General features: G+C 44.9%; 21 protein-coding genes and 2 tRNA genes. 13 read left to right on the top strand and 10 right to left on the bottom strand.

Annotated elements, in window-relative coordinates; translation table 11 throughout:
• Positions 1-254 precede the first annotated feature (254 nt).
• The gene (gene xerD, locus CLV93_RS08270) at positions 255-1154 is read right to left on the bottom strand and encodes a site-specific tyrosine recombinase XerD (protein ID WP_106541707.1); all 900 of its coding nucleotides are present in this window, start codon (positions 1152-1154) and stop codon (positions 255-257) included.
• A 164-nt stretch (positions 1155-1318) separates the two neighbouring features.
• Here xerD and aroQ point away from each other — a divergent pair, with 164 nt between their 5' ends.
• Both aroQ and pyk read left to right on the top strand, forming a co-directional pair.
• Positions 1319-1735, top strand: a complete 417-nt coding sequence (gene aroQ / locus CLV93_RS08265) for a type II 3-dehydroquinate dehydratase (RefSeq protein ID WP_106541706.1) — start codon at positions 1319-1321, stop codon at positions 1733-1735.
• A gap of 204 nt (positions 1736-1939) precedes the next feature.
• Positions 1940-3385: a pyruvate kinase gene (pyk, locus tag CLV93_RS08260; RefSeq protein WP_106541705.1), complete on the top strand. Its 1446-nt coding sequence runs from the start codon at positions 1940-1942 to the stop codon at positions 3383-3385.
• Between the two features lie 79 nt (positions 3386-3464).
• Here the strand turns inward: pyk and lolA1 are convergent, their stop codons facing one another.
• Both lolA1 and CLV93_RS08250 read right to left on the bottom strand, forming a co-directional pair.
• Positions 3465-4115: an outer membrane lipoprotein periplasmic chaperone LolA1 gene (gene lolA1, locus CLV93_RS08255; protein WP_170108897.1), complete on the bottom strand. Its 651-nt coding sequence runs from the start codon at positions 4113-4115 to the stop codon at positions 3465-3467.
• Between the two features lie 42 nt (positions 4116-4157).
• A complete protein-coding gene (locus tag CLV93_RS08250; protein ID WP_106541703.1) occupies positions 4158-6602 on the bottom strand; it encodes an FtsK/SpoIIIE family DNA translocase in 2445 nt (814 codons plus the stop codon).
• 312 nt (positions 6603-6914) lie between these two features.
• Here CLV93_RS08250 and CLV93_RS08245 point away from each other — a divergent pair, with 312 nt between their 5' ends.
• Together CLV93_RS08245 and CLV93_RS08240 are read left to right on the top strand one after the other, a co-directional pair.
• Positions 6915-7871: a carbamate kinase gene (locus CLV93_RS08245; protein ID WP_106541702.1), complete on the top strand. Its 957-nt coding sequence runs from the start codon at positions 6915-6917 to the stop codon at positions 7869-7871.
• A gap of 96 nt (positions 7872-7967) precedes the next feature.
• Positions 7968-8969, top strand: a complete 1002-nt coding sequence (locus CLV93_RS08240; RefSeq protein ID WP_106541701.1) for an ornithine carbamoyltransferase — start codon at positions 7968-7970, stop codon at positions 8967-8969.
• A gap of 50 nt (positions 8970-9019) precedes the next feature.
• On the opposite strand, the gene CLV93_RS08235 is transcribed toward CLV93_RS08240, so the two are convergent.
• Together CLV93_RS08235 and CLV93_RS08230 are read right to left on the bottom strand one after the other, a co-directional pair.
• Positions 9020-9754, bottom strand: a complete 735-nt coding sequence (locus tag CLV93_RS08235) for a head GIN domain-containing protein (RefSeq protein WP_170108896.1) — start codon at positions 9752-9754, stop codon at positions 9020-9022.
• A 75-nt stretch (positions 9755-9829) separates the two neighbouring features.
• Positions 9830-10441 carry a hypothetical protein gene (locus tag CLV93_RS08230; protein ID WP_106541699.1) on the bottom strand — a complete coding sequence of 204 codons (612 nt, stop codon included), beginning with the start codon at positions 10439-10441 and terminating at the stop codon, positions 9830-9832.
• A gap of 220 nt (positions 10442-10661) precedes the next feature.
• Between CLV93_RS08230 and CLV93_RS08225 the strand changes: the two genes are divergently transcribed.
• Positions 10662-11825: an iron-containing alcohol dehydrogenase gene (locus CLV93_RS08225; RefSeq protein ID WP_106541698.1), complete on the top strand. Its 1164-nt coding sequence runs from the start codon at positions 10662-10664 to the stop codon at positions 11823-11825.
• A gap of 55 nt (positions 11826-11880) precedes the next feature.
• Here CLV93_RS08225 and CLV93_RS08220 read toward each other — a convergent pair whose 3' ends face one another.
• The gene (locus tag CLV93_RS08220) at positions 11881-12084 is read right to left on the bottom strand and encodes a hypothetical protein (protein ID WP_106541697.1); all 204 of its coding nucleotides are present in this window, start codon (positions 12082-12084) and stop codon (positions 11881-11883) included.
• 9 nt (positions 12085-12093) lie between these two features.
• Positions 12094-14598 (bottom strand): ferrous iron transport protein B, encoded by a 2505-nt coding sequence (gene feoB / locus CLV93_RS08215; RefSeq protein WP_106541696.1) that lies wholly within the window; start codon positions 14596-14598, stop codon positions 12094-12096.
• A 159-nt stretch (positions 14599-14757) separates the two neighbouring features.
• Between feoB and CLV93_RS08210 the strand changes: the two genes are divergently transcribed.
• The 4 genes from CLV93_RS08210 to CLV93_RS08195 all read left to right on the top strand — a co-directional run bounded on the left by CLV93_RS08210 (position 14758) and on the right by CLV93_RS08195 (position 16117).
• Complete coding sequence (locus CLV93_RS08210) at positions 14758-15507, top strand: hypothetical protein (protein ID WP_106541695.1); 750 nt, start codon at positions 14758-14760, stop codon at positions 15505-15507.
• Entirely contained in the window at positions 15491-15790 is a 300-nt protein-coding gene (locus tag CLV93_RS08205; protein WP_106541694.1) for an MTH1187 family thiamine-binding protein, read from the top strand. The genes CLV93_RS08210 and CLV93_RS08205 overlap by 17 nt, the downstream gene beginning before the upstream one ends.
• A gap of 115 nt (positions 15791-15905) precedes the next feature.
• Positions 15906-15979: transfer RNA gene (locus CLV93_RS08200), tRNA-Arg, on the top strand.
• A 64-nt stretch (positions 15980-16043) separates the two neighbouring features.
• A tRNA-Arg gene (locus CLV93_RS08195) sits at positions 16044-16117 on the top strand.
• Positions 16118-16634: 517 nt separating this feature from the next.
• Here the strand turns inward: CLV93_RS08195 and CLV93_RS08190 are convergent.
• The 3 genes from CLV93_RS08190 to CLV93_RS08180 are packed head-to-tail and all read right to left on the bottom strand — an operon-like array spanning position 16635 to position 20333.
• Positions 16635-19574, bottom strand: a complete 2940-nt coding sequence (locus CLV93_RS08190) for a DEAD/DEAH box helicase (protein WP_106541693.1) — start codon at positions 19572-19574, stop codon at positions 16635-16637.
• Positions 19575-19632: 58 nt separating this feature from the next.
• Entirely contained in the window at positions 19633-19983 is a 351-nt protein-coding gene (locus CLV93_RS08185) for a translation initiation factor (RefSeq protein ID WP_106541692.1), read from the bottom strand.
• Between the two features lie 14 nt (positions 19984-19997).
• Positions 19998-20333 carry a TraR/DksA family transcriptional regulator gene (locus tag CLV93_RS08180; protein ID WP_211297780.1) on the bottom strand — a complete coding sequence of 112 codons (336 nt, stop codon included), beginning with the start codon at positions 20331-20333 and terminating at the stop codon, positions 19998-20000.
• Positions 20334-20616: 283 nt separating this feature from the next.
• Here CLV93_RS08180 and CLV93_RS08175 point away from each other — a divergent pair, with 283 nt between their 5' ends.
• The 4 genes from CLV93_RS08175 to CLV93_RS08160 all read left to right on the top strand — a co-directional run bounded on the left by CLV93_RS08175 (position 20617) and on the right by CLV93_RS08160 (position 26619).
• Positions 20617-21456 carry a sulfide/dihydroorotate dehydrogenase-like FAD/NAD-binding protein gene (locus tag CLV93_RS08175; protein WP_106541691.1) on the top strand — a complete coding sequence of 280 codons (840 nt, stop codon included), beginning with the start codon at positions 20617-20619 and terminating at the stop codon, positions 21454-21456.
• The gene (gene gltA, locus CLV93_RS08170; RefSeq protein WP_106541690.1) at positions 21456-22946 is read left to right on the top strand and encodes an NADPH-dependent glutamate synthase; all 1491 of its coding nucleotides are present in this window, start codon (positions 21456-21458) and stop codon (positions 22944-22946) included. The genes CLV93_RS08175 and gltA overlap by 1 nt, the downstream gene beginning before the upstream one ends.
• A 21-nt stretch (positions 22947-22967) precedes the next feature.
• The gene (locus tag CLV93_RS08165) at positions 22968-23954 is read left to right on the top strand and encodes a dihydroorotate dehydrogenase-like protein (protein WP_106541689.1); all 987 of its coding nucleotides are present in this window, start codon (positions 22968-22970) and stop codon (positions 23952-23954) included.
• 157 nt (positions 23955-24111) lie between these two features.
• Positions 24112-26619 (top strand): LysM peptidoglycan-binding domain-containing protein, encoded by a 2508-nt coding sequence (locus CLV93_RS08160; RefSeq protein WP_106541688.1) that lies wholly within the window; start codon positions 24112-24114, stop codon positions 26617-26619.
• The last annotated feature ends 18 nt before the right edge of the window (positions 26620-26637 follow it).

Raw genomic sequence — 26637 nt, 5'->3', positions numbered from 1 at the left:
GTTTTAATGCTCGTAGTTTCGCAGTGGTCAAAGATAAACGAATAATTGAAAATTCTATGCTCTAAAACATATTATTGCTGTAAAGCATATTGATTCTAAAAAGAAGCTTCCGATACGGTCTCGTTGTATGTGTAATGGTCTGTAATAGAGAGGTGTGATAAAATGATAAAAAATAAGAGAAGGCATTAACAAATCATAGAATTTGCCTACCTTCTCTAGTAATATTGTTATTTAATTTAAATAAAAATTTCCTATCAGGATCTGGGATGATGGCGATTAACCGTATCCTTCAGATAGTCTTTATCGAGGTGGGTATAAATCTCAGTCGTAAGAATGGATTCATGTCCCAGCATTTCCTGCACAGCCCTTAAATCGGCACCGCCATCAATCAACTGCGAGGCAAATGAGTGGCGGAATGTATGAGGACTAATGTTCTTCTTCAGGTTGATTTTTTGTGCCAGGTTTTTAATGATGGTAAAAATCATCACACGGCTGAGCTGCTTACCCCGACGGTTCAGGAAGAGGATATTTTCACTGTCCTTATCCACTTTCAGACGTTTTCGGTAACCAATCAAATATTTGTTGATATCTTCAATTGCTTGCTTGCTGATTGGGACCAGACGTTCTTTATCGCCTTTTCCTTCAATTTTTATGAATTCCTGATCGAAATGCAGATTGCTCAATTTCAGGTTAACCAGTTCGGAGACACGGAGACCGCAACTGTAAAGGGTTTCAATCATGGCTTTATTCCGCTGTCCTTCCGGTTTACTTAAATCGATCGCATTAATCAGATCGTTAATTTCCTGGTCACTGAGTATATCCGGCAACTTCCTCCCGATTTTGGGCGATTCGAGCAAAGTTGTCGGGTCGTTTTCAATCACACCTTCCATGAGTAAGTACTTGTAGAACGACTTAATACCCGAAATGGTCCGGGCTTGCGTACGCGGACTTACACCTTTCTGGTTCATCCATTCAACAAATTCACGAAGATGTTGGAGTTTTACCTTGTCTGGCGGAAGTTCTTTAAATTTACCCTCCAAAAACGAAATCAATTTATTGATATCGTTAATGTAGGCGCTAATTGAGTTTTGAGAAAGCGATTTCTCAAGTCTCAAAAACGATTCGTATCCCTTTTTGCTCTCAACCCAATTCATAATGAAGCAATTTTAGTTTTAACTTGTAACAATTTTAAATAAATTTGGTTTAAGAAAACATTTATTATTGTTAAAAATGCCAGGGGGGATGCAAGAAAAGGTTTTGAAATAATATGATGTTTTCTTTTTGACATCTAGTTAAATATAAGAATTATCTGAGTTAAATGAAAATTATTTTAATAAATGGCCCAAACCTTAATCTTTTGGGCGTTAGAGAGAAGACCATCTATGGAAATCAGTCCTTTGATGAATATTACGTAAAATTGAAAGAACGGTTTCCTCAAATCGAGTTTGATTATTTTCAATCGAATGTAGAAGGAGAGATTGTCAACAAGTTGCATGAAGTTGGTTTTTCTGCAGATGGAATAATCATCAATGCGGGAGCGTATACACATACATCCGTTGCCATACGCGATGCGATATCCGGAATTAATTCAACGGTGGTCGAAGTTCACATTTCCAATATTCTGACGCGCGAAAGTTTTCGGCATGAATCGCTGATTGGGCCGGTTTGCAAAGGAAGCATCATGGGGTTTGGTCTCGATTCATACCGGTTGGCGGTGGAAAGTTTTCTTGTCTGACGGAATGTAATTTTAATGTTATGACAACCAGATAATTATATTTTTATTTATCTGCAATAAAATCAGTGGGTTATATGTGTTTGACGCTCCGGGCATATTAAACAAATCTTATTTCCTGCTGTTAGAAAGGTGAAAAGAGCTGGCATTTGCTGAAATCACTTAATTTCGCGGCCAATTACTATATTAAAATATCTTTCTATCAAGATGAATCGAAACAAGCACACCAAAATTGTCGCAACACTTTCCGACAAAACCAGTAATCCGGAATTTATTTCAAAATTGTACGACGCGGGGATGAACGTTGTCCGAATCAATACGGCACACCAAACTCCCGAGACTGCTTTGCAACTGGTAAATGATGTCCGGGCTGTATCCGATTCTCTGGCTATTTTACTCGATACCAAAGGACCTGAAGTCAGGACTAAAAATATTGCTGAGCCCATCGTTGTGAAGAAGGGCGATCGCCTTTTGATTAAAGGGGGCGAAGGAGAATCCAGTAAAGAAGTTCTTTACGTTGATTACCCTGGTTTTGCCAAAGATGTGTCAGTTGACCGTTCGGTCTTGATTGACGACGGAGAACTGGAGTTGAAAGTGGAAGCCGTAAAGGACGACGCGCTAGAGGCGGTAGTTGTCAATGACGGCGAAATCAAAAACCGGAAGAGCATCAATGTTCCGGGAGTTTCATTCTCTTTGCCTGCTATTTCACCCAAAGATGAAATGTTCATCGAATGGGCCGTCGATAATGATTTGGATTTCATTGCTCACTCGTTTGTGCGTAATAAAGAGGATGTACTGGCTGTTCAGGAGATTCTCGATCGCAAGGGAAGTAAAATCAAAATCATAGCAAAAATTGAGAATCTGGACGGTGTCAATAACGTCGACGAGATTTTGGATTATGCTTATGGTATTATGGTTGCCCGCGGTGATTTGGGAATTGAAATTCCTGCCGAGAAAATTCCGGGAGTTCAGCGACACATTATCCGTCGATGCGTGCAGCGGAAAAAGCCCGTAATTATCGCTACGCAGATGTTGCATACCATGATTCAGAATCCAAGGCCAACCCGTGCCGAGGTAAGTGATGTGGCCAATGCTATTTATGCCCGTACGGATGCGATTATGCTTTCGGGTGAAACAGCTTACGGAAGTTATCCGATTGAAGCGGTTGAAACCATGACCCGCATTGCCATGGAAGTCGAAAAAAGCAAGGATAAGCGAAATGACCTGCCGGTGCCACGTCTCGATGGTGAGGTACCTGCATTCTTGTCGGAAGCTGCTGTAATGGCCGCTGAAGAATTGGATGTAAAAGCCATTGTTACTGATACCTTAACGGGAAGAACAGCACGTTACCTGGCTGCATTCCGTAGTGGTCGTCCCGTATATGCCAAGTGTCACACCGGACAAGTGAAAAGAGAGCTTGCACTTTCCTACGGTATTCACGCCAGTGAAATTGTTGTGAAAAAGAATAAAGACAAGTTGGTAAAACACGCTCTCCGCGGTTTGGTAGAAGAAGGTTGTCTGGCTGAGGAAGACAAAGTGGTTTATGTAGGCGGAAGCTTTGGTGTTGGCGGCGGAACGTCGTTTATGGAGATTGCCGAAGTAGGCCAATTGACCCGGAAGAATAAATCAGATTCCGGCGCCAAGAATAAATAAGAAATACAGGAAATTTCGATATAAAAAAATGCTGGCTCGAAAAACGGGTCAGCATTTTTTGTGTCTTTTACTTCTGGAATTACCGCATGTCAATAACATCCACGTCCGGATGTTTCGAAGTATCGAATTTGAAATAACTGTCAGGTAAATCCACGTTGGTTTTCATATTCTTCAATGCAACCGTGTAAATGTTACCATCCTTACTATAAGTAATTGCCTTAATGATGTGGTATTTGGCTGCGTCAACGTACAGCTTAACCCGCGTGAAATCTTTATTTAAATCTTTCGGATAAAGGTCAATCACATATGCATTTTTGCCATCCACCTTTTTTTCACCAATGTACCGGTATTTGAAACCTTTTTCATAAATAGTGAAAAGGTTGGCCGGATTAAGTGAATTATTCTGTCCGGGCGTATTGTCCGTTACATTTACTTCACCGGCATCCGGAAGGTAACTCCAGTTGGTTTTTCCATCCGAGTAAACATCCATACCTAAAGCCGGCATATGTAACCGGTATTTGTCACCTTTCAAAGCTACCCAGCCACTGTTCGTTTCTTTGATGTCTTCCTGCTGGTTTTCCAGGGTAAAGGAAAAATCGATCTGAATGGTCTTATAGCTTTTTGTTGTTGCCGAAAGCTTATCGAGGATTTCTTTCGCTTTGTTATCCTGCTGAGCAAACAGCAGGCTGGTTGTCATGACGAGCAAGACGGTTAATGTAAAATTTTTCATTCTACTCATGTTTGTACTCCCGCTTAACAAGGGCTTTATTTTTTAAAGGTTATTCAATAATTGTTCCAAAGAATATTCGTCCTGTAATAATACCTGTCGTGCTTTGCTTCCTTCGTTGGGACCTACAACGCCGGCAGCCTCCAGTTGGTCCATAATTCGGCCTGCCCGGTTGTAACCAATAGAAAATTTCCGTTGAATAGCCGAAGTGGAGCCTGTTTGGTTCAAAACGACCAACCTGGCGGCTTCATCGAACAAATCATCGCGGTTTTTTAAGTCGACTGCGCCCGGTTCATCAGAACTTTCATCCATGTATTCCGGCAGCAGGAAGGCAGTAGGATAACCTGGCTGCTCACCAATGAAATGTACAATCGATTCCACCTCCGGGGTATCAACGAAAGCACACTGCACACGTGTGAGGCTGCTTCCGGTAGAAACCAGCATATCACCTTTTCCGATCAGCTGGTTGGCTCCGGGCGAATCGAGAATAGTTCTGGAGTCAACCATCGAGGCTACCCGGAAAGCAATCCTCGCCGGGAAGTTGGCTTTGATGACACCGGTAATAATATTGGTCGAAGGCCGCTGCGTTGCGATGATCATATGAATACCAACGGCCCGGGCCAATTGGGCAATCCGTGCTATAGGCAATTCAATCTCTTTGCCGGCCGTCATAATCAGATCGGCAAACTCATCGATGACGACTACAATATAGGGCAGGTACCGGAAACCTTTTTCCGGGTTTAATCTTCTGGATATGAATTTCTGATTGTACTCCTTGATGTTTCGGGCATGGGCTTTTTTCAACAAGTCGTATCGGTTATCCATTTCCAAATTCAGGGAGTTCAGCGTGTTTTTCACTTTCTGCACATCCGTGATAATCGGATCATCTTCACCCGGCATTTTCGCGAGGTAATGTTTCTCCATCACCGAGTACAGGTTCAATTCCACCTTTTTCGGGTCGACAAAAACAAACTTCAACTGCGACGGATGTTTTTTGTATACCAGCGAAGTAATGATAGCGTTCAAACCAACCGATTTACCCTGACCGGTAGCACCTGCCACCAGGATGTGCGGCATCTTGGTTAAATCAACCGCATAGGTTTCATTCGAGATGGTTTTACCTAACGCGATAGGCAGTTCGTATTCCGATTCCTGGAAAGTACGCGACGCGATAATGGAGCGCATGGAAACAATTTCCGGTTTCCGGTTCGGAACTTCAATACCCACGGTTCCCTTTCCGGGAATAGGCGCAATAATGCGGATTCCCAGTGCCGCCAGACTCAGAGCAATGTCATCCTCCAGGTTTTTGATTTTGGAAATCCTGATTCCCGGTGCCGGAACAATTTCGTACAAAGTAATCGTCGGACCAGAGGTCGCCTTGATTTTGACAATCTCGATGTTGTAATTTTTCAGTGTCTCGACGATCCGGTTTTTGTTGGCAATCAACTCTTCATTGGTCACCTGTGGATTTCCGGTCGACCACTCTTTCAGTAAATCGAGTGAAGGGAATTCATAACGGGAAAGATCGAGCGTCGGGTCGTAATCTTCGGATAGATCCTGCTGAATGGAATCCACCACATCGTCCTCTTTCCGCTTCTCTACTTCCAGTTCCGGATCTTTCGGACCTTTTTCCTTGTCACCCTCCGTTTTTTGCAGCGGCGAATTTTCTTCCGGTTCAGGTTCGAGCTCTATTTCAATATCGTCTTCTTTGTTTTTGTCGTCGGCATACACCACTTCCACCTCGTCGTCTTCTTCAACAACTTTAGCGAAGGCATCGTCTTTTTCGTTGATAACGGGAGCCTTGGGCTCTGAATAAACTTCCTCATCGGAGAGCGGGGCGTCGGTTGCCGGCTGCTTTTTCACACGTGTCATCCATTTGCGCATCACCGGCCAGGCATTCTCGAAGGCAATGATAATGCAGATTAACATGGTAGCCATCAACAGGAAGAAGGTTCCCACATTCCCGATAACAGAATTAAACCATTGACTAATGAAAAAACCGTAAGCACCACCCGGATAGAGGTACGACTGCTCATAGAGTGGCGCCATGAAATAACCCAGAGCTACCGATGTCCAGATGATGAGAAATATTCCGTAGCCAAAGTTTCTCGACAGCGAAACTTTATGGATTCGTCCCAGCTTGATGGCAAGTATCAACAGCAGGTAGACGACTCCAAAGGAGGCGAGGCCAATACCGCGGTTAATGAACCAGTCGGCCATGTTGGCTCCCCATTTTCCACCTACATTCTCAATTTTCAAATTGGGATTAGTCAAAATTTCCCGGGCTGTTAGGCTCAACTGACTTTGGTCAGCTCCTCCCGACAGGAGAAAGGAAATGAGTGATATGAGCAAATAAAGCGCAAAGAAAAACAGTCCGATGGAGAGAATTCCACCGACTCGTTCCCAGCTGCTGAGTTTGCTCAGACGGTTCCTGAAGTTGGATTTTTGATTTTTTTTTCTGGAAGTATTTGAGGTCTTTTTCCTGGCCATTTACCTGATAAAGGTTTAAATCTGAATGAAAAATATGCTAATGCTCTGCAAATTTAACCAAATTTTTAACGCGTGATATGCCCTCTTCGGAACAACAAATAAGGAGTGTGACGAAAATCATCTTTCCCCGCTGTTTAAATTTCTTTCTTTTTGCAAGCAATTACAGTGCCGAATGTTGTGATTTGTAGCTTCCCCGATTCTTAATCGTTCAAACTGTCAAATGTTGCTGCAAAGCATGAACTTAGTAGAGAGAACAGGAGCTTCGACTCACTAATTTAGGGCAAAATTCAGAAAAATTAATAACATAAAACTATGAATAAACTGGCAGTGGTGGCCCTGGGTGGCAATGCCTTACTCCGCGGAGATGAAAAAGGTACCATCGAGCAGCAGGAAGCCAATACGATGGATACGCTGGAGAATCTTGTTTTCCTGTTAAAGGAAGGGTACGACCTGGTAATTTCCCATGGTAACGGACCGCAGGTGGGAAATATCCTGTTGCGGAACGACGCCGGAGAGCAAATGTATGGTGTTGCTCCCATGCCATTGGACGTATGCGTGGCGGATTCGCAGGGCGGAATAGGTTACATGATTGAAAGGATGTTCAGAAACTTGCTGAATAAACATGGAATACAGCGAAATATTATTTCCATGATTAGCATGGTGGAAGTGGACAAGGATGATCCGGCGTTTCAGGATCCAACCAAGCGGGTCGGCATGATTTATACTGAAGAGCAGGCGAAAAAACTGCAGGAAGAAAAAGGTTGGGCATTCAAACCGAGCCCGAAAAAAGAAGGCGGTTGGCGCCGTGTGGTATCATCGCCGTTTCCTAAGCAGGTAATGAATAAAGAGGTGATCGAATCACTGGCCCGGCAGGGAAATATTGTGATTGCAGCCGGTGGCGGCGGTATCCCGGTTTATTTCGATGAGAACAAGGATTGCCGTACGGTTGATGCCGTCGTAGATAAAGATTTGGCTTCAGCTACACTGGCTTCCAGTATTGGTGCCGATGAGTTGTACATTTTGACCGATGTTTCTTTCATATACAAAGATTTCGGGTTGCCTACGCAGGAAAAACTGGAATTTCTGGATCACGCCGATACCATGAAATATCTCGAAGCCGGTACCTTTGGCGAAGGAAATATGGCTCCGAAAATCAGAGCTGCATTGAATTTTGTGGAGAATGGCGGAAAGAAATCGGTGATTACGGAAGCAAAGAAATTGGCCGATAAATCATACGGTTCAAAAATCACCATGCACTACAATGATTAATCTTTTTCCGGGTAACCGAAAAATAAAAGTTAGGTGGACCGGCGGAGAATTATCAATTTTGTGAATCATTAATAGCATCATAAAAACATCAAGAAAATGGCATTTAATTTACGTAACCGGAATTTTCTGAAATTACTCGATTTCACTCCGGAAGAAATAAAGCATCTGTTGAAATTGTCGGCTGACTTGAAAGCTGCCAAGTATGCAGGTACCGAACAACCCCGCATGAAAGGAAAAAACATTGCGCTTATTTTTGAGAAATCGTCAACCCGCACGCGATGTGCTTTCGAGGTGGCTGCACACGATCAGGGAGCCAATGTTACCTATTTAGGCCCAAGCGGCTCACAGATTGGTCACAAAGAATCGATGAAAGATACTGCCCGCGTGTTGGGACGTATGTACGACGGAATTGAATACCGTGGTTTTGGACAGGATATCGTTGAGGAGTTGGGAAAATACGCCGGCGTACCGGTTTGGAACGGTTTGACTAATGAATTTCACCCGACGCAGATTTTGGCTGATTTTCTGACCATGATGGAGCATACCGATAAGCCGCTTTCGGAAGTGAAGTTTGCTTACCTGGGCGATGCCCGCAACAACATGGGGAACTCGCTGATGGTAGGAGCGGCCAAAATGGGAATGGATTTCCGCGCAGCAGCGCCTGCAGCAAGTCAACCGTCAGAGGAGCTGCAGAACGTTTGCCGCGAAATAGCGAAGGAAACAGGAGCGAAAATTACCGTAACCGACAATGTTGCCGAAGCTGTAAAGGATTGCGACTTCCTGTACACCGATGTTTGGGTATCGATGGGTGAGCCCGAAGAAGTTTGGGCCGAGCGGATTGAGTTGTTGAAACCTTACCAGGTAAACAGCGAAGTGCTGAAGATGACAGGTAACCCGAATGTGAAATTCCTGCACTGTCTGCCGGCGTTCCATAACCGCGAAACCAAAGTAGGTGAAGATATTTACCAGAAATTCGGATTAGAAGCAATGGAAGTAACCGAGGACGTTTTCGAAAGTTCTGCTTCCATTGTATTTGATGAAGCTGAAAACCGGATGCATACCATTAAAGCCATAATGGTTGCAACGCTGGGTCAGTAATATGTTTGTGGAAAGCTAAAAGTGAAAGCCGGGATATTTCCCGGCTTTTTTTATTCTTTAGAGACAAATCCTACACCGTCTACATTTTTTTCGACCATTGGGTCTCCTTTGTACCGAACCCATCCAACGCCATCCATGTCTACTTTCAAGTGGTCACTTACATTCACCGAAGCATAACCGGCTCCGTTAATCGAAATGTCTGCCCGGTTCACTTTCATATCATAGGCCGAAATCTTGCCGGCTCCTTCAATGTGACTTGTCAGGTACCGCACCTGTCCTCCCAGTTCCATGCTTACGCCACCTTCAATATTAATTCCCAGTTTTTCGGTTACCAGGTCCATTCTTAACCGGCCACCGCCTTCAATATCAATGTTCAGATTGTCTGTCATCAGTGGCTCTTTTGTTTTGAGACTGACGTAGCCGCTGATTCTTAAATCTTTCAGATTTTTTATGGTGATGTTAAGGTGAATCCTTCTGGCCATGTTTTCCCAGTCGTCGTGGTGCTCACCGCGCTCAAAACGGGTGTCGACAATTTTCAGTTCTCCATCATCGACTGTCACTCTTAATTCGTTCATCAAGGCGTTGGGTGCTTCAACTGAAATGCCAGACTTATCACCCTGAGAAAGGCTTACGGTAAAACCTCCTCTAAGTGAAATGGAGTTGAACTCCTGTACGTTGAGTGTTTTCCCGTCCTCCGGGTTTTTATCATGCTTACCTGCGCTGCATGAGGTGGTAAACGCGAGTGAAAAGATCAGGAAGAGAAAAAACAATAGTTCTTTTTTCATTGGTCTGGGTTTTAATGGTTTCATATTTAGTCTGTCAAATAAAGTTTTCCGGGTAACCGAAAAATAAATTTGCATTTACATCGAACGAAGTCGTTTGGTTAGCTGCCAGACATTGACGGACGTAAATAGCACGAGTCCGAGAATCACTACAATGACCAGTATCTCCATGTAGCCAAACGTACTCAGCTGCGACCAGAAGTGGTAAACGCTGAAAAGTGCAGTTAGTGTCGACGCAATGATCAACTTCACGGCATCGGCCGGTTGTTCTGTCTTCGAAGTACGGTATGCAAAATACAGCGTAAAAGCCCCCAGAATGGCACTCTTGGCAGCCATCAGGTAGTCGCCCGAAGCAATATCGATTCCGCCGTACAAGAAGGGAATCAGTGAGAAAACGTATAAAATCAATATCAGGCTAGACAGGATTCCTCTTGCCTGCTTCTGGCTTTCTGCACGCACGAATAATCCAAAACGCTTAAAGGGAATCGGTTTGAACTCTTCGCTTTCCAAATCATCTTCGCTTTTTATAATCCCGCGTTGCATGGCCTCAGTGATGGCCGCTTTTGCAGCTTTTGGGTGATAGTCATTCCTTTTACGCAAAGCAATTATCAGTTCATGGTCGGACAAACCAGCCATTTTTTCGGTGAAATCAACTTTTTCGGGATCAAATACTTTATCAGTTTTCAGCATAAACTTTCCTTACGATGTTATGTTTTTTGTTACTGTTGGACTAGAATTCTGTTTTGCAATTTACATCAAAAACAGTGCAATGATAAAGAAAGCTTCGTTCTTCTTTTATTAATCTTCCGTGGGAAAGCAATAATTGCTTAAATGGATTTCCCACAATTATTAATTTTGTTGCGCTTACGCGGATCAGTGTATAAGTATATCGAATACTAAATAAATTACTATGAACAATTTTGAATTCTATAATCCGGTGAGGATTGTCTTTGGAAAAGGTGAGATAAGTGCTCTCAAAGGACTGGTTCCCAAAGACAAAAAGGTGATGCTCACATATGGCGGAGGCAGCATTAAAAAGAATGGCGTATACGATCAGGTGAAGGAAGCTCTTCAGGGAGTGGACGTGATTGAATTTGGTGGAATTGAGCCCAATCCACACTACGAGACACTGATGAAAGCCATCGAAATTGTGCAGAAGGAGAAAGTTGATTTTCTGTTGGCTGTTGGGGGTGGCTCTGTTCTTGATGGAACCAAATTTATTGCTGCCGGTGCACTTTGGCCGGGAGAAGATCCATGGGAAATCTTAACAGGAAAAACTGACTTCCCTCTGTTAAAAGCTCTACCGTTAGGTTCTGTTCTAACGCTTCCGGCAACTGGTTCCGAAATGAACGGAAACTCGGTTGTGACAAGAGTTGAGACACAGGAAAAACTGGCATTTGGTTCGCCGTTGGTGATGCCGCAATTCTCCATCCTCGATCCGACTGTTGTTTTCTCATTGCCCGACCGACAGGTGGCAAATGGCGTTGTCGATGCGTTTGTGCATGTGATGGAGCAGTATCTGACTTATCCGGTCGATGCTCCGATTCAGGATCGTTTTGCTGAATCTATTCTGACGACATTGATTGAAGAAGGTCCGAAAGTGTTGGCGAACCGTAACGACTATAACGCAGCAGCCAATTTCATGTGGGCGGCAACCATGGCGCTGAACGGACTGATTGGCGTTGGCGTTCCCCAGGATTGGGCGACACATGCCATCGGACATGAAATTACCGCTTTCCACGGAGTCGATCATGCCCGCACCCTGGCGGTTGTCCTACCGGGATTGATGCACATCAAGCGAAGTAACAAGAAGGATAAAATTCTTCAGTATGGTGCCCGCGTATGGAACATTACAGAAGGAACCGAAGACGAACGAATCGACCAAATCATAGCTGCGACGGTTAAGTTCTTCGAATCGGTAGGTATCAAAACTCGCTTGAGCGATTACGATATTGACGCCAATTTCATCACGAAAGTGAAAACTCGCTTTTTACATCGTGGGATGATGGGAATCGGTGAGCATGGTGATATTTCACCTGACCAGATTGCTGAGATTCTGGAACACCAGTTATAAAAAGACGATTATTTCTTCAAAATATTTATGGCCGGGAGCAGTTGTGTTTCCGGCTCTACTTTTTCTTCTGGGGTTTCGCAGTTGTCTTTTTGCTGTTTCCAGCATGTGGAAATTCGGTAATGGGACAGGTGTTACAGGAACCTCCACATCCCCGGCAAGGGGCCGGCTTTCGGAAATAGCGGATGGTTTCAATTGCTTTTTTAATGATGAAATAAGCAGCAATTGCAATAATGACGATGGTTATCAGTGTTTGAGCCATACGTGTTGTTTATCCTGTGACTAATGTTCCCAACTGGTACACGATAAATGCCATAAACCATGCCACACCTGTTGTGTAGACAACGGTAAGAATAGCCCACTTCCAGCTTCCCGATTCTCTCCGGATCGTTGCAATAACAGCGATGCACGGAAAATAAATCAGCACAAAAACCAGGAACGAAAGGGCCACAAGAGGAGTAAAAAGTGGTTTTCCAGTTTTTGGGCCAGAGGTATACCTTTCCGTTTGCAACTTTTCCTGCAAAAGATGTGTGTTTTCCGGATCATCGTTTACCTGGAACAGGATAGCCATGGTGCTCACCACAATTTCCTTTGCCGGAAGTCCGGCCAGCAAGCTCACACCCATTCGCCAGTCAAACCCCAGTGGTCGGATAGCCGGCTCGATGGCTTTCCCCATTCTGCCGATATAAGAATTCTCGATGCGCGATGATTCTTCGGCCAAAGTCAGGTGATGCAAAACAGAGTCTCGCTCACTGAGCAGGAAATCTTTCTGTTCGGGATTAGCTTCAACCCTTGATTGGTATAGCTGAGTTGCCTCTTGTTTTTGCTGGACAAAGTGTTCCGCCTGTGGACTCGTTCGGGGAAAATATTCCAGCGCCCAGATAGCAATCACGGCGACCAGAATGGTGCCTCCGATTTTTCGCAGGTACTGACTTCCCTTTTCCCACATGTGCAACAACGTATTTTTTAGCGTGGGCATCCGGTAGGGAGGAAGTTCCATGACAAAAGGTGTCTCCTTTCGTTTGAAAATGGTCCGGTTGAAAAGTTTCGCTGTTCCGACCGCCAACAGAATTCCCAGGAAATAAAGTCCCATCAGGACCAGTCCCGGATATTTTCCAAAGAAGGCAGAGATCAGCACGATATAAACCGGCAACCGGGCTGAACAGGACATGAACGGAATGATCAACATGGTGAGCAGACGGTCATTCCGGTTACGAAGTGTTCGGGTAGCCATGATGGCCGGGACATTGCAGCCGAATCCCATGACCATGGGAATGAAGGAACGTCCGTGCAGGCCTATTTTGTGCATCAGCTTGTCCATGATGAAAGCTGCCCGGGCCATGTAGCCCGTGTCTTCCATGAAGGAAAGAAAAAAGAACAGAATAAGGATGTTCGGCAGAAAGACAACCACGCTGCCCACACCATTGATAATTCCGTTGATGAGCAAATCTTTCAGCATTCCATTGGCCATCCCGTTTCTAATCAGGTCGCCAAGCCACGAAACACCGGCGTCAATCCAGTCCATGGGGTAAGCTCCCAGGGTAAAGGTAGCTGTAAAAGTGGCGAGCATGAACAGCATGAAAAGTGGAAAGCCGTAGAATTTGTGTGTAACCAGTTTGTCTATCTGTTCCGTAATGGCATGACGCCTACGTACTCCTTCACTGTAACTTTCCTTTAATGCCCCGGCGATGAAACCGTATTTGGCATCGGTAATCAGGTGTGAACTGTCATCGTCCATGCGTTCTTCCAGTCGCTCGATTTCTTTCTTCGCGGTAGCATTTATTTGTTCAGCATTCGGAAAATCGTCGATGATTTTGGCGGTTTCCGGATCTTTGTCGAGAAGCCGCAACGACAAATAACGTGATGATGCCCGGGCCGGTGCTGGCTTCCCTTCACGAATGATCTTCTGCAACGCTTTGATGGATTTCTCCATTTCAGCGCCGTAATTAATATGGATATGCCGCACAATGGGATCGCGTTCTTCGTATACGTCAATCACCTTGTTGAGCAACTTGTCAATCCCCATGCCTTTGTTGGCCATGGTCGGAATAATGGGGATTCCGAGGAGTTTGGCCAGTCTTTCTATTTTCAGTTTGGCGCCCCCGGCTTCCAACTCGTCGTACATGTTTAATGCCAGCACGACTTTGATGTCCATATCGATGAGCTGGGTGGTGAGATAGAGATTGCGCTCCAGGTTGGAGGCATCCACCACGTTAACGACGATGTCCGGCGTTTCGTCGATGATGTATTTTCGGGAATATAGTTCTTCCGGTGTGTAAGCAGTCAGCGAGTACGTTCCCGGAAGGTCAATCAGGGTAAGTGAGTAACCTTTCCAGTGCAGGTTGGCTTTGGCTGCATCGATGGTCACTCCGCTATAGTTCCCAACATGTTCTTTGGCTCCTGAAGCTCGGTTAAAAAGCGATGTTTTCCCACAGTTTGGATTTCCTGCTAAGGCAATATTGATTTCCTTCCCTTTGACACCCGCTGATGTTTTCAGGGTTTCCAAATCAATGGTACCATCATAGGTCGGTTCAATATAATGGAGTGCTTCTTCGCGTGACACCACTTCGATCAACCGCGCTTCTTCACGCCGTAGCGAAACATGATATCCCATGACCTCATATTCAACCGGATCGCGAAGAGGAGCATTTTTTAAGACTTTCACCTCTTTTCCACGCACGAAACCCATCTCCGTTATCCTGCGGCGGAAAGCGCCGTGCCCCATCACCTTGGAAATAACGACAGTATGGTTTTCACTGACTTCTGAGAGACGCATGTAAGATGCTAATTTTTACGCGGTTACTTTGTAATTAGTACAAATAAAAATAATGGCAAAGATATTTCTTATTTGTTAAAAAGCTGAATGAGAACGGTAATATTCGAGGTGGATATGTGAATATTTTGCAACTTCGCGCCGAACCTGAATCGTCGACTAATGGAATTTGAGAGTTTTTATGAAAAAATTCAGGACGCGCTTCACCAGGTGCCGGATAATATCCGGATTCTGGAAAAGAAAATCGATATAGAACTTCAGAAGGAATATTTCCGCCAATCGCGGGAAGCGAAGGAAGGACTCGATGCGACTGAAGTATTGGACCAGGCTGAAAATTTATTTGCTGATACGACACCGGTTGACCAAAAGCAGAAATTGTTGGTGCAGCTGGCTTCTCTTGAGCGAATTGACGCGTTACGATTGATCGAGCGTTTTAAAGACGAGAATAAAACCGTTTTGACCGATTGGACCGAACTGGCTTTCCAGGAGAGTCGTATCCGGCTCGAAAGCTCATTGCTGGGCGAACGTCCGGTGTTTATTTCTTCCGGATTGGGAGGAAGAGGACACAAGTTCCGTTATTTTGGAGCATTGTTCGCTTTGGAAGACCAGCCTTTTACCGACTGGCAGAAAGAACTGCTCGAAAAAGAAATTCTGTTTGCACTCGATCATTATGACTCAGAACTCGAATCAATCGAATTTCATACAGGATTTGTTGCCCTTACGGCGATGATTCCCATTCGGGAGCCACTACGAAACATCTTCCGTGATATCATTATGGAATGCAACCAGATTGGCGGTTTCCTCCGGACCGATATGCTTATCACCAATGTAAAGCAATTTAGCGCCGAGGAATTGAGAGATATTCTGGAAAATAAAATTCTTAAAGAAGAAGATAATGAACAAGCAGATTAACTTAGCTCTGCAGGTATTGCCGCGGGCAGAGGATAAAGATACTTACGCGCTGGTGGATGAAGCGATAAAAATTATTGAAGAATCGGGTGTAAAATACCGGGTTTGTCCGTTCGAAACGGTTATGGAGGGGGATTTCGACCAATTGATGGATGTCGTTAAAAAAGTGCATGAGGCTTGCTATGCCGCTGGCGCGGAAAATATGCTCGCGTACGTGAAAATCCAAAGCAACGCCGAAACACCGGTCACGATAGAAGACAAAATGGCCAAATACGACGGTGCATAAAGTTTTGAGCCTCGGAAGGCTACCAGAATTGGTGCGATTTTTTTCGAAAAAAGCTTCCGAAAGTAACGGTGTTTATTGAAAACTCTTTATATTTGCACCGCTTTCAAAAACAAAAGGACCCGTAGCTTAACTGGATAGAGCACCTGACTACGGATCAGGAGGTTGGGGGTTCGAATCCCTCCGGGTTCACAAAGAAGTTTCTTGCAGTGAGAAGCTTCTATTTTTTTTGAAAGTTTTTATCACTGCATTGCACGGACCCGTAGCTTAACTGGATAGAGCACCTGACTACGGATCAGGAGGTTAGGGGTTCGAATCCCTTCGGGTTCACAAAGGAGTTTCTTGAAAAAGGAGCTCCTTTTTTCGTGCGTTTAATTCTCAAGTGGCAGGTGTTCACATCTTTAGCATTATTCAGTTTTGCGACCGGAAATGGCCTGTCCCCAGTCAATGAAAGCCTTTACAGCCTTTACGTTTGTTAAGGTTTTTTAGATAAATCTTTACAATTTTTAACAGAAATAATTCGTCGAACCCCTGGGGGCGCGGTTATCTTTGTGGTACATTTTTTTTCATAAGTTTAGGTTTAGTTAGGTTAGTTAGTTTGGTTAGTTTTAGTAAAAGGATGGACCGCCCGGTCCGTCCTTTTCTTTTTTAACTTTTAAAAAGGTCTGATGAGGCTCTGTTGAAAAGAGCATTGAAATGAAGAAAACGTTTATTTAATCTTTAGTTAATATTATTTGAAGTGTTGCGAATTATTTTTGCAATGATTTCATAAGTTTAGGTTTAGTTAGGTTAGTTAGTTTGGTTAGTTTAGTAAAAGGATAGGCCGCCCGGTCTGTCCTTTTCTTTTTTAGTCTTCGAAGAGGTGCATGAGTTCGTCTTTGGAGACAGAACGGAACGGGTTGTTGGAATTGATGAATTTCTCGGCCAGCGACGATTTCTTTTCTTTCAGCTTTTGAATCTTCTCTTCAATGGTTCCTTCGGTGATAAAGCGGTACACAAATACTTTTTTGTCCTGTCCGATACGGTGAGCACGATTCACAGCCTGCATTTCAGCTGCCGGGTTCCACCACGGGTCGACGATGAACACATAATCCGCTGAGGTTAGGTTCAGACCAACGCCGCCGGCTTTTAGTGAAATAAGAAAGATATTGTTGTCGGGGTTATTTTGGAAATCGTCGATCACCTTTTTGCGGTCGCGGGTTTGCCCTGTCAGCAGGCTGTAGTTCCAGCCATTCGTTTCAAATTCTTTAGCCAGCAATTTTAATTGTCTGACGAAGGAGGAGAAGATGAGAATCTTGTGCTTCTCAGCAACTAAAATACTTAGCATGCGCAGAATCTCGTTGAATTTTCCCGATTCGATGTGCTGGTTGTCCTCAATCATGGCCGGATGATTAGCCAGTTGTCGCAACCGGATGAGCCCCTGCAAAACCACAAAAGCCGATTTCTCCAACCCGATTTCTTCGATATTTGAAAGGATGTTGTTTCGGATGGAAGACTTTTCAGCTTCGTATGCCTTCTTCTGCTCCGGCGTCATATCTACATACCGGATTAATTCGCTTAAAGGCGGAAGATCGCGGGCTACCTGCTCTTTCGTTCGCCGAAGGATGAAAGGCTGAATGAGTTGCTGTAGTTTTTTTTGTGCTTCTTCATCGTTTTTCCGCTCGATAGGAGAAATGAATTCGCGTTTAAACCAAGCCAGGCTTCCGAGTAATCCCCTGTTCAAAAAATTGATTTGCGACCATAAGTCGGAAAGTGAATTCTCGATGGGTGTACCGGTCAGTACAAGCCGGTGCGAGGCGTTCATATCATTAATGGCCCGGTAAGTTTTCGAACCCGAATTTTTAATGTATTGTCCTTCGTCGAGAATGAGGTAATAAAACTGGTATTGCTTCAGGAATTCCCGATCGTTGCGCACGGTTCCGTAGGTGGTCAGAATCACGTCATGCTGGTGAATAATATCCTGCATGCTGATTTTATGCCGGCGGCGCGCACCTATATATTTATAGTACCTGAGTGATGGTGCAAACTTCAGGATTTCATCTTCCCAGTTATGAACAAGCGAAGTCGGCAGCACAATCAAGCTGGCTGGTTGATGATTCTTCGAAAACTGCCGGTTTTTTCCGTTTTTGTCATCTTCAACCTGATCGAATAGCGTAGGATATCCGTTGACTTTGCGTTGCGTTTTTAAGAGCAATGCCAGCGTCTGCACCGTTTTTCCCAATCCCATATCGTCCGCCAGACAACCGCCAAAATGGTGCTGGTGAAGATGGTACATCCAGCCGAAGCCTTCTTCTTGGTAGGAGCGAAGCAGGGCATTGAGTTTCTGTGGCACTTCGGGAGCTTCCGGCTGTTCCTGAGTCAGTGTTTCAAACTTCTTCAGGTATTTTTTATGGACGCCGCCCAGGTTGTTTTCCAGTACCGGGAAATGGTGTTTTCTCAGCTTCAGATGTTCAGTATCGGCTTCCGAAAGGGTGAAAATATCGCGGTAGCGGGCAAACCATTCTTCCGGAAGAACAGCAATTTCGCCGTTAGGCAATTGAAATTCCCGGACTCCGTTGAGGATATTCTTTTTCAGCCGGACAAAAGGAAAACGAAACTCTCCAAAATTGACGTAAGCATAAATGTCGAACCAGTCGCTTTCGTCACTTATCTCAATGTTGAGTGTATGGCTTCCGGTGTAGTATTTTCGGTCGAGGTTGTGTTGCTCTATTTCAATGCCGGCTTCTTCCATCTCTTGCCGATGATTATTCAGCCAGTTGATCAACGAATAGAAGTATTCGCTGCTCGTAACATCTGAGATCCCTTCGGGATGAAGTCCGGAAGACGTTTTGACCAATCCCATTTTTCGGAGCGACTTCAGTAAATCTTTCTCCCAGTTCTTGTCTCTCTCGAATTTGTAAAAGGTATAATTTCCATTTTGTTTGCGCAGATAAACAGCCTGCATCTCCTTGTCGATATAAGGAAAATCGCGCTGATTATATCTGAATTTGAGCATCAGGCGCGGATTCTTCCGCTGGTCTTCTTCTAACGAAAGTATGGCTTTCTTTTCCGGATTTCCTTCCACAATGTCAAAACCCTTGGCGTGAACCTGGTGATGACGAATCGTGCTCAGGACAAACGTACGGTAGTACTTGTCTTCCACACTGCGCGGAATACTGACGTAATTTTTCTCGAAAAAGGGAAGCAGCTTATTCCCGGCCAGGTTATCGAAGAAATACAGTTTCCCCTGGTAAAGCAACCGGCAAGGATGATTGGTCAGCAGAATCACATTGCGATGTTGCAGCGAAATTTCCTGATCGTGGTACCGGATGGTCAAATAGTAGCGGGTTTCATGTTCAAGTCGCTCGAAATTGAAAACAGCACTGGTGTCGCGGTAGCAAAGTTCTATGCGATCCTCTTCGTATAAATTGCTGTATTTGGACTCTTTCCGGTACAACGGGATGGAATCCTCTTTCAGCAAATCGAGGCACTTGAGTATTTGCTTTTCGATGTACGGAACCACCTGTTTGGTGAAAGTATCCAAGTCGATGTGTTTGAAAAAATCATTCAGTCCTCCCCTGTTACCGAACCGATCCAGCAAGTTTTCATTGCTGTATTTCTCCATCAGGCTGACCAGTTTTTTCTCGGTAGGAGAGTAGGCATAATCTCCGTCATCGAGGTTGTGGCAATGGATTTTCTTTACGACAGAATAGAAAGTGTTCGACCCTTTCTTCTCAACCAAATAAGGGGCAAGAACGTAACCCAGATTCCGGTGTTCCGTGATGGCAATAATGAACTGTAGACTCACAAATAATCCCTCTTTGTTAGCTTTTGCCGTTATGGCATGAATTAAACGGAGTAGCGGTTCAACCGCCGGCTTTCTTCACTTTGTAACCTTCGTTGGTAAGAAGTTGCATGGCTTTATCGCGGAAATCGCCCTGGAGCAGAATTTCACCGTTTTTCACCGATCCTCCGACTCCACACTTGCTTTTCAATTGTTTGCCCAGTGCTTTCAGGTCGTCTTCGGCACCGACAAATCCGGTGATGAGTGTTACCTCTTTTCCTTTTCGCTGCTTTCTGTCGAGCATGATTTTCAGATTCTGTTGCGAGGGGGGCAATGTTTCTTCCTCTTCCTGCTCGTTGTATTCGTAATCAAACTGGTCATCGGTCGAATAGACGATTCCCTGCCGGTCATTCTTTTTCTTGTTTTTTCCCATTCTCTCAATCAATTTTAACGCGATGCACACCGGATGCACAATGTCGATTCGGGCATGATAGCGATGCGTCCCCATGGAATTTCTTCGCCGCAGCGGGTACACTTCCCAAAGTCGGGAGAATCGATTTTCTCCAGTGCCTCTTCGAGTTTTGACAACTTTAATTGTTTGTTTCGCATGGCAGCTTCGTTCACGCTACGGTTGTTAATGGCGTCCATCCGGCTTACTCGTCCAATAGCACAATCCGGAGCCTCCGGGCGTGTCAACTCTTTTAAATCGAGCAGCTCTTCCTTTAGTCCGGCCACTTTCGTCGTCATGGTTTCCCGTAGTTTTTCCCGATCTTCTTTTGTCATTTTCTATCCGGTAATGAAACTGTCAAGTTCTCAATCCTTAATATTTGGTATCCGCAAAAATCACTTTGCGATAAAGAAAACTTTAAAAATAAATATTTCCTTCGAAAAACATCAGGATAGAACCGAAAATCTCAGGCGCATTTTTGAACTGGCTGATTCATTAATACTTTGAGGCATAGGTTGTGTAGCACATGAAGATTAACTTCCATATTGGCTCTTAATTTCACGAAATTCCTATTTTTGAAAAAATTATGTGAATTAATAAGAAACTATTTCCTGTTAGATGAATAAAGTTGTAAAAAAGGAGTTTTTCTCGGAAAAGGTTGTCAGATTGGTTGTTGAAGCACCTCTGATTGCCCGTTCCAGGAAAGCAGGAAATTTCGTTATTCTCCGTGTGGGAGAAAAAGGTGAGCGGATTCCGTTAACGATTGCTTCGGCTGATGCCGAAAAAGGAACTATCGACCTGGTGGCACAGGTGGTTGGGGTGAGTACTTCGAAGCTGGCTGATTTGGAGCCGGGCGATTACATTACCGACCTGGTTGGCCCGCTCGGTAAGCCAACACACATTGAAAACGTAGGAACAATTTTGGCTGCAGGTGGCGGCGTAGGTGTTGCTCCGTTGCTTCCCATTGTAGAGGCATTTAAGAAAGCCGGGAACCGTGTAATTACGGTTTTGGCTGCCCGAAGCAAGGATTTAATTATTCTGGAAGACCAAATGCGCCAGTGGTCCGATGAGCTCATCGTGATGACGGATGATGGTTCGCATGGGCGAAAAGGTTTGGTAACCGCCGGAATGGAAGAAATTCTTCAGCGTGAAGAGGTGAACGAATGCATTGTCATCGGTCCCGCAATCATGATGAAGTTTGCAGCTTTACTAACAGAAAAGTACAACGTGCCAACACAGGCCAGTCTTAACTCCATCATGGTCGATGGTACCGGAATGTGTGGTGCCTGCCGTGTATCGGTGGGCGGGAAAACGCGTTTCACTTGCGTAGATGGCCCGGAGTTCGACGCTCATCACATCGATTTTGACGAGATGCTGATGCGCCTTGGCGGCTATCGCGAAGAAGAGAAAGAAGCATTGGAACGTTATCATTTACAGCACAAATTGGTCGAAGAATAATGGGACTCGATTCATTATACCTAAAACAGGAACGCGAAGCCGAATGGCGCGCCGAACTGAGAAAACAAACAAAGAACAAGGACCGGATGCTGATTGAACGGGTTTCCATGCCTGAGCTGGAGCCTGAGGTCCGGGTAAATTACCAGGACCGGGAAGTCAACAGTGGCCTGACCCGCGAAATGGCCATGCAGGAAGCGGTTCGTTGCATGGATTGTGCCAATCCCACCTGTATAGAAGGTTGCCCGGTAAGCATCAACATTCCGAAGTTCATTAAAAATATTGAGCGGGGCGAAATTCAACAGGCAGCGTCTGTGTTGAAAGAAACCAGTGCATTGCCAGCTGTTTGTGGTCGCGTTTGTCCGCAGGAGAAACAGTGCGAAGCGCAGTGCTTCTACGTTCAGAAACTGAACAAACCCGCAGTGGCCATTGGTCACCTGGAACGTTTCGCTGCCGATTTTGAGCGCGAGAGTGGAGAAATGAGTATTCCGGAAACAGCGAAATCAAATGGAATTAAAGTCGCTACCGTTGGCTCTGGTCCGGCGGCACTTTCGTTTGCCGGCGACATGGTTAAAAAGGGGTACGATGTCACTGTTTTTGAGGCGTTGCACGAAATTGGCGGCGTGTTGAAATACGGAATTCCGGAATTCCGGTTACCGAATAAAATAGTCGATAAGGAATTGGAGAACCTGCAAAAGATGGGCGTTCATTTCGAGACCAACTTTATTGTGGGAAGAACAGCCTCTTTTGATGATTTGAAAGAGCAGGGATTCCAGGCGTTTTTCATCGGAAGTGGAGCCGGTTTGCCTCGTTTTATGAGCATTCCCGGAGAAAATTATAACGGCATTCTTTCGTCGAATGAGTATCTAACCCGTGTAAATTTGATGGGAGCTCAGTATGACGAAACCGATACGCCTGTTCTGCACGGAAAGCGCGTAGCCGTAATTGGTGGCGGAAATACAGCCATGGACTCGGTTCGCACCGCTTTACGACTGGGTGCTGAAAAAGCAATGATTGTGTATCGTCGTTCTGAAGAGGAAATGCCGGCCCGTATCGAAGAGATCAAACATGCAAAGGAAGAGGGCGTGGAATTCCACAACCTTTGTAACCCGCTGGAATACTATGGCGACGAAAAAGGACGTGTCAGTGGGATGAAGCTAATCCGGATGCAACTGGGAGAACCCGATGCTTCAGGGCGCCGTCGTCCGGTTCCGATGGAAGGTTCGGAATTTGAGATGGAAGTGGATTTAGTGATTGTGGCGGTTGGCGTTTCGCCAAATCCTTTAGTACCTTCGAGTTTGAAAGAGTTGAAAGTAACCAAATGGGGAACCATCGTGGTCGATGAAACGAAGATGCAGTCATCTATACCGGAAATGTTTGCGGGTGGCGATATCGTTCGTGGTGGTGCAACCGTGATTTTAGCCATGGGAGATGGCCGTCGGGCTGCTGAAAAGATGGACCATTTTCTCAAGGAAAAATATGCTGTGAATTAATGTCTAAAAGTAAATCGAATCATGCCTGATCTTTCTGTTTCATATCTTGGATTGGAATTAAAAAGCCCCATAATCGCCGGGAGTAGCGGATTAACCAATTCCATCGAAAGTCTTCGGGAAATTGAAAAAGCCGGAGCGGGAGCTGTCGTGCTCAAGTCGGTTTTCGAGGAAGAAATTTACCTCGAGTACGCCGAAGAGATGAAGAAGCTGGGGCCGATGGAAAGCAACCTCGAGTTTTTGGATTATTACGATTATGAAATCCGTGAAGGAAATCTGAAGCGTTACATTCAACTGGTTTCCGATGCCAAAAAAGCATTATCGATCCCCGTAATTGCTAGTATTAACTGTGTCTCAAACCAGGAGTGGTCATTCTTTGCCAAAAAGCTGGAAGAGGCCGGCGCCGATGCTATCGAACTGAATATGTTCATCCGGCCTTCCGACCTTTCGCAGAACAGCCGCGAGAATGAAAGCATCTATTTCGATGTGGCCACCCGGGTTGCTTCAAATATTAAAATTCCGCTTTCGCTGAAAATCAGTCCGTACTTCTCGAACCTTGGAGGGATGATTCGCGACTTGTCGTTTGCTGAAATCAGTGGACTGGTGTTGTTCAACAAGTTCTACAGCCCGGATATCGACGTAGAAAACGAGAAAATGATCAGTGCCGATGTATTTTCAACCGATTCGGATTATACGCTGCCACTCAGGTGGATTGGTATTATGGCCAAACGCGTTAATTGCGATTTGGCTGCTTCAACCGGAGTGCACGACTGGCAGACAGTCGTCCGGATGTTGCTGGCAGGTGCTTCGGCAGTACAGGTAGTATCGGCATTGTATATCGATAAAGTAAGCGTTATCAAAGATTTCAACCAGGGACTTTCCGACTGGATGGAGCGTCACAACTACGCTTCGGTTGCAGATTTCAAAGGTAAGTTGAGCCTTGGGAATGATGTCGACCCAGCTGCTTATATGCGCGTTCAGTTCATGCGTAACTTTGGCGAGCACGATTAAACAAAATTTAATACTTCAGACTAACCGGCTTTTAATGACAAATGAAAGCCGGCTTTTTTTTGTTTCTCCGTCACTTGTGAGGAAGAGAGCGTTCAGGAATGTTTGCAAAATTTCTTACCTTTCGGCCAACTATTTGACATTTCTGTAGATATTGAAAATGAAGACCAGAATAAGCCGTTTTACCATAGTTTTCACTTTTTTGTTTGCGCTGACGGTAATCCCGACAGTGGCTCAGGTCAAAATTTCGTCCGAGACCGTAGTTATTGGAGGAAAAAAATACCTGTTACATACCGTTGAAAAAGGGCAAACCTTGTATTCGATTTCTCAATCGTACGGAGTTCCACAAACCGAAATTGCGGACGAAAATCCGTCGGTGAAGGATGGACTTTCGATTGGCGAAATCCTGCGCATTCCTGTGGGGAAGATGCAAAAAAGTGAATCGCGGAAAGAAAAAAGACGCCGCCGACATAAAACACGTGAAAAACAGCACGCTTTGCCACCTTCGGCTGATTTCTTTTTCCATCCGGTGAAACCGCAGGAAACGGTTTACTCCATCTCCCGTCAGTATGGCGTCGACGTTCAAACCATATATAAATACAATCCGGAAGCTAGAAAAGAATTGCTGGTAGGCGAAGTTTTGCGCATTCCGCGGCAAACACAACCGACAACGGAAATGCAGCAAGCGCCCCAGGCAAATGATAATTATTTTTACCACAAAGTGGAAAAAGGGGAAACACTCTATTCCATTTCGAAAGAGTATAACAGGAAGATAAGCGAAATAGTGAAAGCGAATCCCGGGGCAGAGCAGTCACTCGAAACCGGAAGTATGCTGAGAATTCCCAAACAGGCTTCCACTCAACCTACCCAGTTGGTTCCAACGGCTTCAGGAAAATATTTTACCTACCGTGTAGAAACGGGCGATACCTATTTCAGTCTGAAACAGCGTTTCGGTGTATCGCAGGACGAGTTGGTGAAGTTGAATCCGCAATTGTATGATGGGTTGAATGCTGGTCTGGTCATTCGTATTCCGGAAAAACAGGTGGCTTCAACGAAAGTTGTTCCCATCAATAAGAATCTGTTTCAATACCATACAGTTACCAAAGGCGAAACGCTTTACGGACTTTCACATCAGTACAATGTGAAAATCAGTCAGCTGAAAGAGCTGAACCCTGTGCTGAAATTGCGTGGACCGGTAGTTGGCGAGCAACTGCTGATTCCCAAGGCCGGTGTACCGGAAGAGTTGAAGGAAAATCTTTCGGATGAAATTAAATCCAACGTTCCGGTTCAAACGCCCGCTTACGAAGTCGAGCCTAATCCGGCTGCACCGAAAGCTGAATGTATGGGAATGAGCTGGTCGGGTAACGAACCGATTAAAATTGGATTGTTCCTTCCGTTGTATCTCGAAGCAAATGACACGGTCAATTATATCCGGATGACACCGGACGAAATACAGAAGCAGATTGACGAACAAAAGGCTGCTGGAATTGATGACCCGGTTGTTGATTCGGTGAAGGTAAGAGACCACAAGATTGTGTACGAGCCATCGGTTAATTTCCTCGATTTTTACGAAGGAGTTTTACTGGCATTGGATACGTTGAAACAACAAGGTATTAAAACGGAATTGTATGTTTACGATACAAACCAGGATACAAGTGTAATCCGGCAATTGGTTCAACGTCCCGAGTTCTTGTCGCTGAATTTGATTATAGGTCCGGTGTACCCTAAATGCCAGAAAATGGTATCGGAGCTTTCAGCCAAAAACCGGATTCCGATGGTTTCTCCGCTGGCGTCAAACGGAGGGCTTGCTGACAAGAATCCGTATTATTTCCAAATTAATCCGGACAAGATGTACCGTTTGAAAGCAACGGCTGACTATCTGGGCGACGACTACTTTAACAAGAACTTCATTGTGATGCAGATGGGCAACAATGCGCATCTCGATGAATCGAAACTGGTAGATTGGGTGCGGAACAAATTCTTCGCTACCGGCTATTATGACCAAACACCGTCGGTTCTTTTTCACGAATTCGATTTCCGCGAAGGCGGATACTACGGACTGATTCATCTGCTTGAGCCGAACAAGGATAACGTGGTGATTGTGCCGATGACTCGTGAAGCCGACGTAAGTGTGGCAGTAACAAACCTGAATACAGCGGCCAAGAAATATAACATTACGCTGGTCGGTCTTTCGGAATTTTCACGTTACCGGAGTATTGAAACTGATTATCTGCACAACCTGAAGCTGCATTACCTGACGCCTTATTACATCGACTATCGTGATAAAGGTGTGGTGCGGTTTATTGAGCGCTATCGGAATAATTTCTACGACGAGCCCAATCAGTTTAGTTTCCAGGGATACGATATCACGAATTATTTTGTGCATGCTATTCAGAAATTCGGAACCAACTTTGCTCAATGCCTTCCGTACCTGAATGTACACTTGCTGCAAGGCGACTATAACTTCCAGAAGGTTTCCGATTTTGGCGGTTATATGAACCACACGCTGTACATCATGAAATATACACGCGACTATCATGTGAAGGCAGTTGGAAAAGTAGGTGATTTGCCGTTGTTGATTTCAGGACAAACGGAAGAGATGCAGTCCGACAGTACAAATACGAATCAACAGAACAATGTTATTACGTTTCCGGGCAACCGGAATTAGTCAATAAACCAGGGAATT

The organism is Prolixibacter denitrificans (assembly GCF_003014495.1).
GTDB lineage: Bacteria > Bacteroidota > Bacteroidia > Bacteroidales > Prolixibacteraceae > Prolixibacter > Prolixibacter denitrificans.
This window is presented reverse-complemented; position numbering and strand designations above follow the sequence as displayed.

Bases quoted from the DNA above. Each gene is read 5' to 3' on its own strand.
- xerD (WP_106541707.1), bottom strand. From the start codon at position 1,154: ATGAATTGGGTTGAGAGCAAAAAGGGATACGAATCGTTTTTGAGACTT.
- aroQ (WP_106541706.1), top strand. From the start codon at position 1,319: ATGAAAATTATTTTAATAAATGGCCCAAACCTTAATCTTTTGGGCGTT.
- pyk (WP_106541705.1), top strand. From the start codon at position 1,940: ATGAATCGAAACAAGCACACCAAAATTGTCGCAACACTTTCCGACAAA.
- lolA1 (WP_170108897.1), bottom strand. From the start codon at position 4,115: ATGAAAAATTTTACATTAACCGTCTTGCTCGTCATGACAACCAGCCTG.
- CLV93_RS08250 (WP_106541703.1), bottom strand. From the start codon at position 6,602: ATGGCCAGGAAAAAGACCTCAAATACTTCCAGAAAAAAAAATCAAAAA.
- CLV93_RS08245 (WP_106541702.1), top strand. From the start codon at position 6,915: ATGAATAAACTGGCAGTGGTGGCCCTGGGTGGCAATGCCTTACTCCGC.
- CLV93_RS08240 (WP_106541701.1), top strand. From the start codon at position 7,968: ATGGCATTTAATTTACGTAACCGGAATTTTCTGAAATTACTCGATTTC.
- CLV93_RS08235 (WP_170108896.1), bottom strand. From the start codon at position 9,754: ATGAAAAAAGAACTATTGTTTTTTCTCTTCCTGATCTTTTCACTCGCG.
- CLV93_RS08230 (WP_106541699.1), bottom strand. From the start codon at position 10,441: ATGCTGAAAACTGATAAAGTATTTGATCCCGAAAAAGTTGATTTCACC.
- CLV93_RS08225 (WP_106541698.1), top strand. From the start codon at position 10,662: ATGAACAATTTTGAATTCTATAATCCGGTGAGGATTGTCTTTGGAAAA.
- CLV93_RS08220 (WP_106541697.1), bottom strand. From the start codon at position 12,084: ATGGCTCAAACACTGATAACCATCGTCATTATTGCAATTGCTGCTTAT.
- feoB (WP_106541696.1), bottom strand. From the start codon at position 14,598: ATGCGTCTCTCAGAAGTCAGTGAAAACCATACTGTCGTTATTTCCAAG.
- CLV93_RS08210 (WP_106541695.1), top strand. From the start codon at position 14,758: ATGGAATTTGAGAGTTTTTATGAAAAAATTCAGGACGCGCTTCACCAG.
- CLV93_RS08205 (WP_106541694.1), top strand. From the start codon at position 15,491: ATGAACAAGCAGATTAACTTAGCTCTGCAGGTATTGCCGCGGGCAGAG.
- CLV93_RS08185 (WP_106541692.1), bottom strand. From the start codon at position 19,983: ATGGGAAAAAACAAGAAAAAGAATGACCGGCAGGGAATCGTCTATTCG.
- CLV93_RS08180 (WP_211297780.1), bottom strand. From the start codon at position 20,333: ATGACAAAAGAAGATCGGGAAAAACTACGGGAAACCATGACGACGAAA.
- CLV93_RS08175 (WP_106541691.1), top strand. From the start codon at position 20,617: ATGAATAAAGTTGTAAAAAAGGAGTTTTTCTCGGAAAAGGTTGTCAGA.
- gltA (WP_106541690.1), top strand. From the start codon at position 21,456: ATGGGACTCGATTCATTATACCTAAAACAGGAACGCGAAGCCGAATGG.
- CLV93_RS08165 (WP_106541689.1), top strand. From the start codon at position 22,968: ATGCCTGATCTTTCTGTTTCATATCTTGGATTGGAATTAAAAAGCCCC.
- CLV93_RS08160 (WP_106541688.1), top strand. From the start codon at position 24,112: ATGAAGACCAGAATAAGCCGTTTTACCATAGTTTTCACTTTTTTGTTT.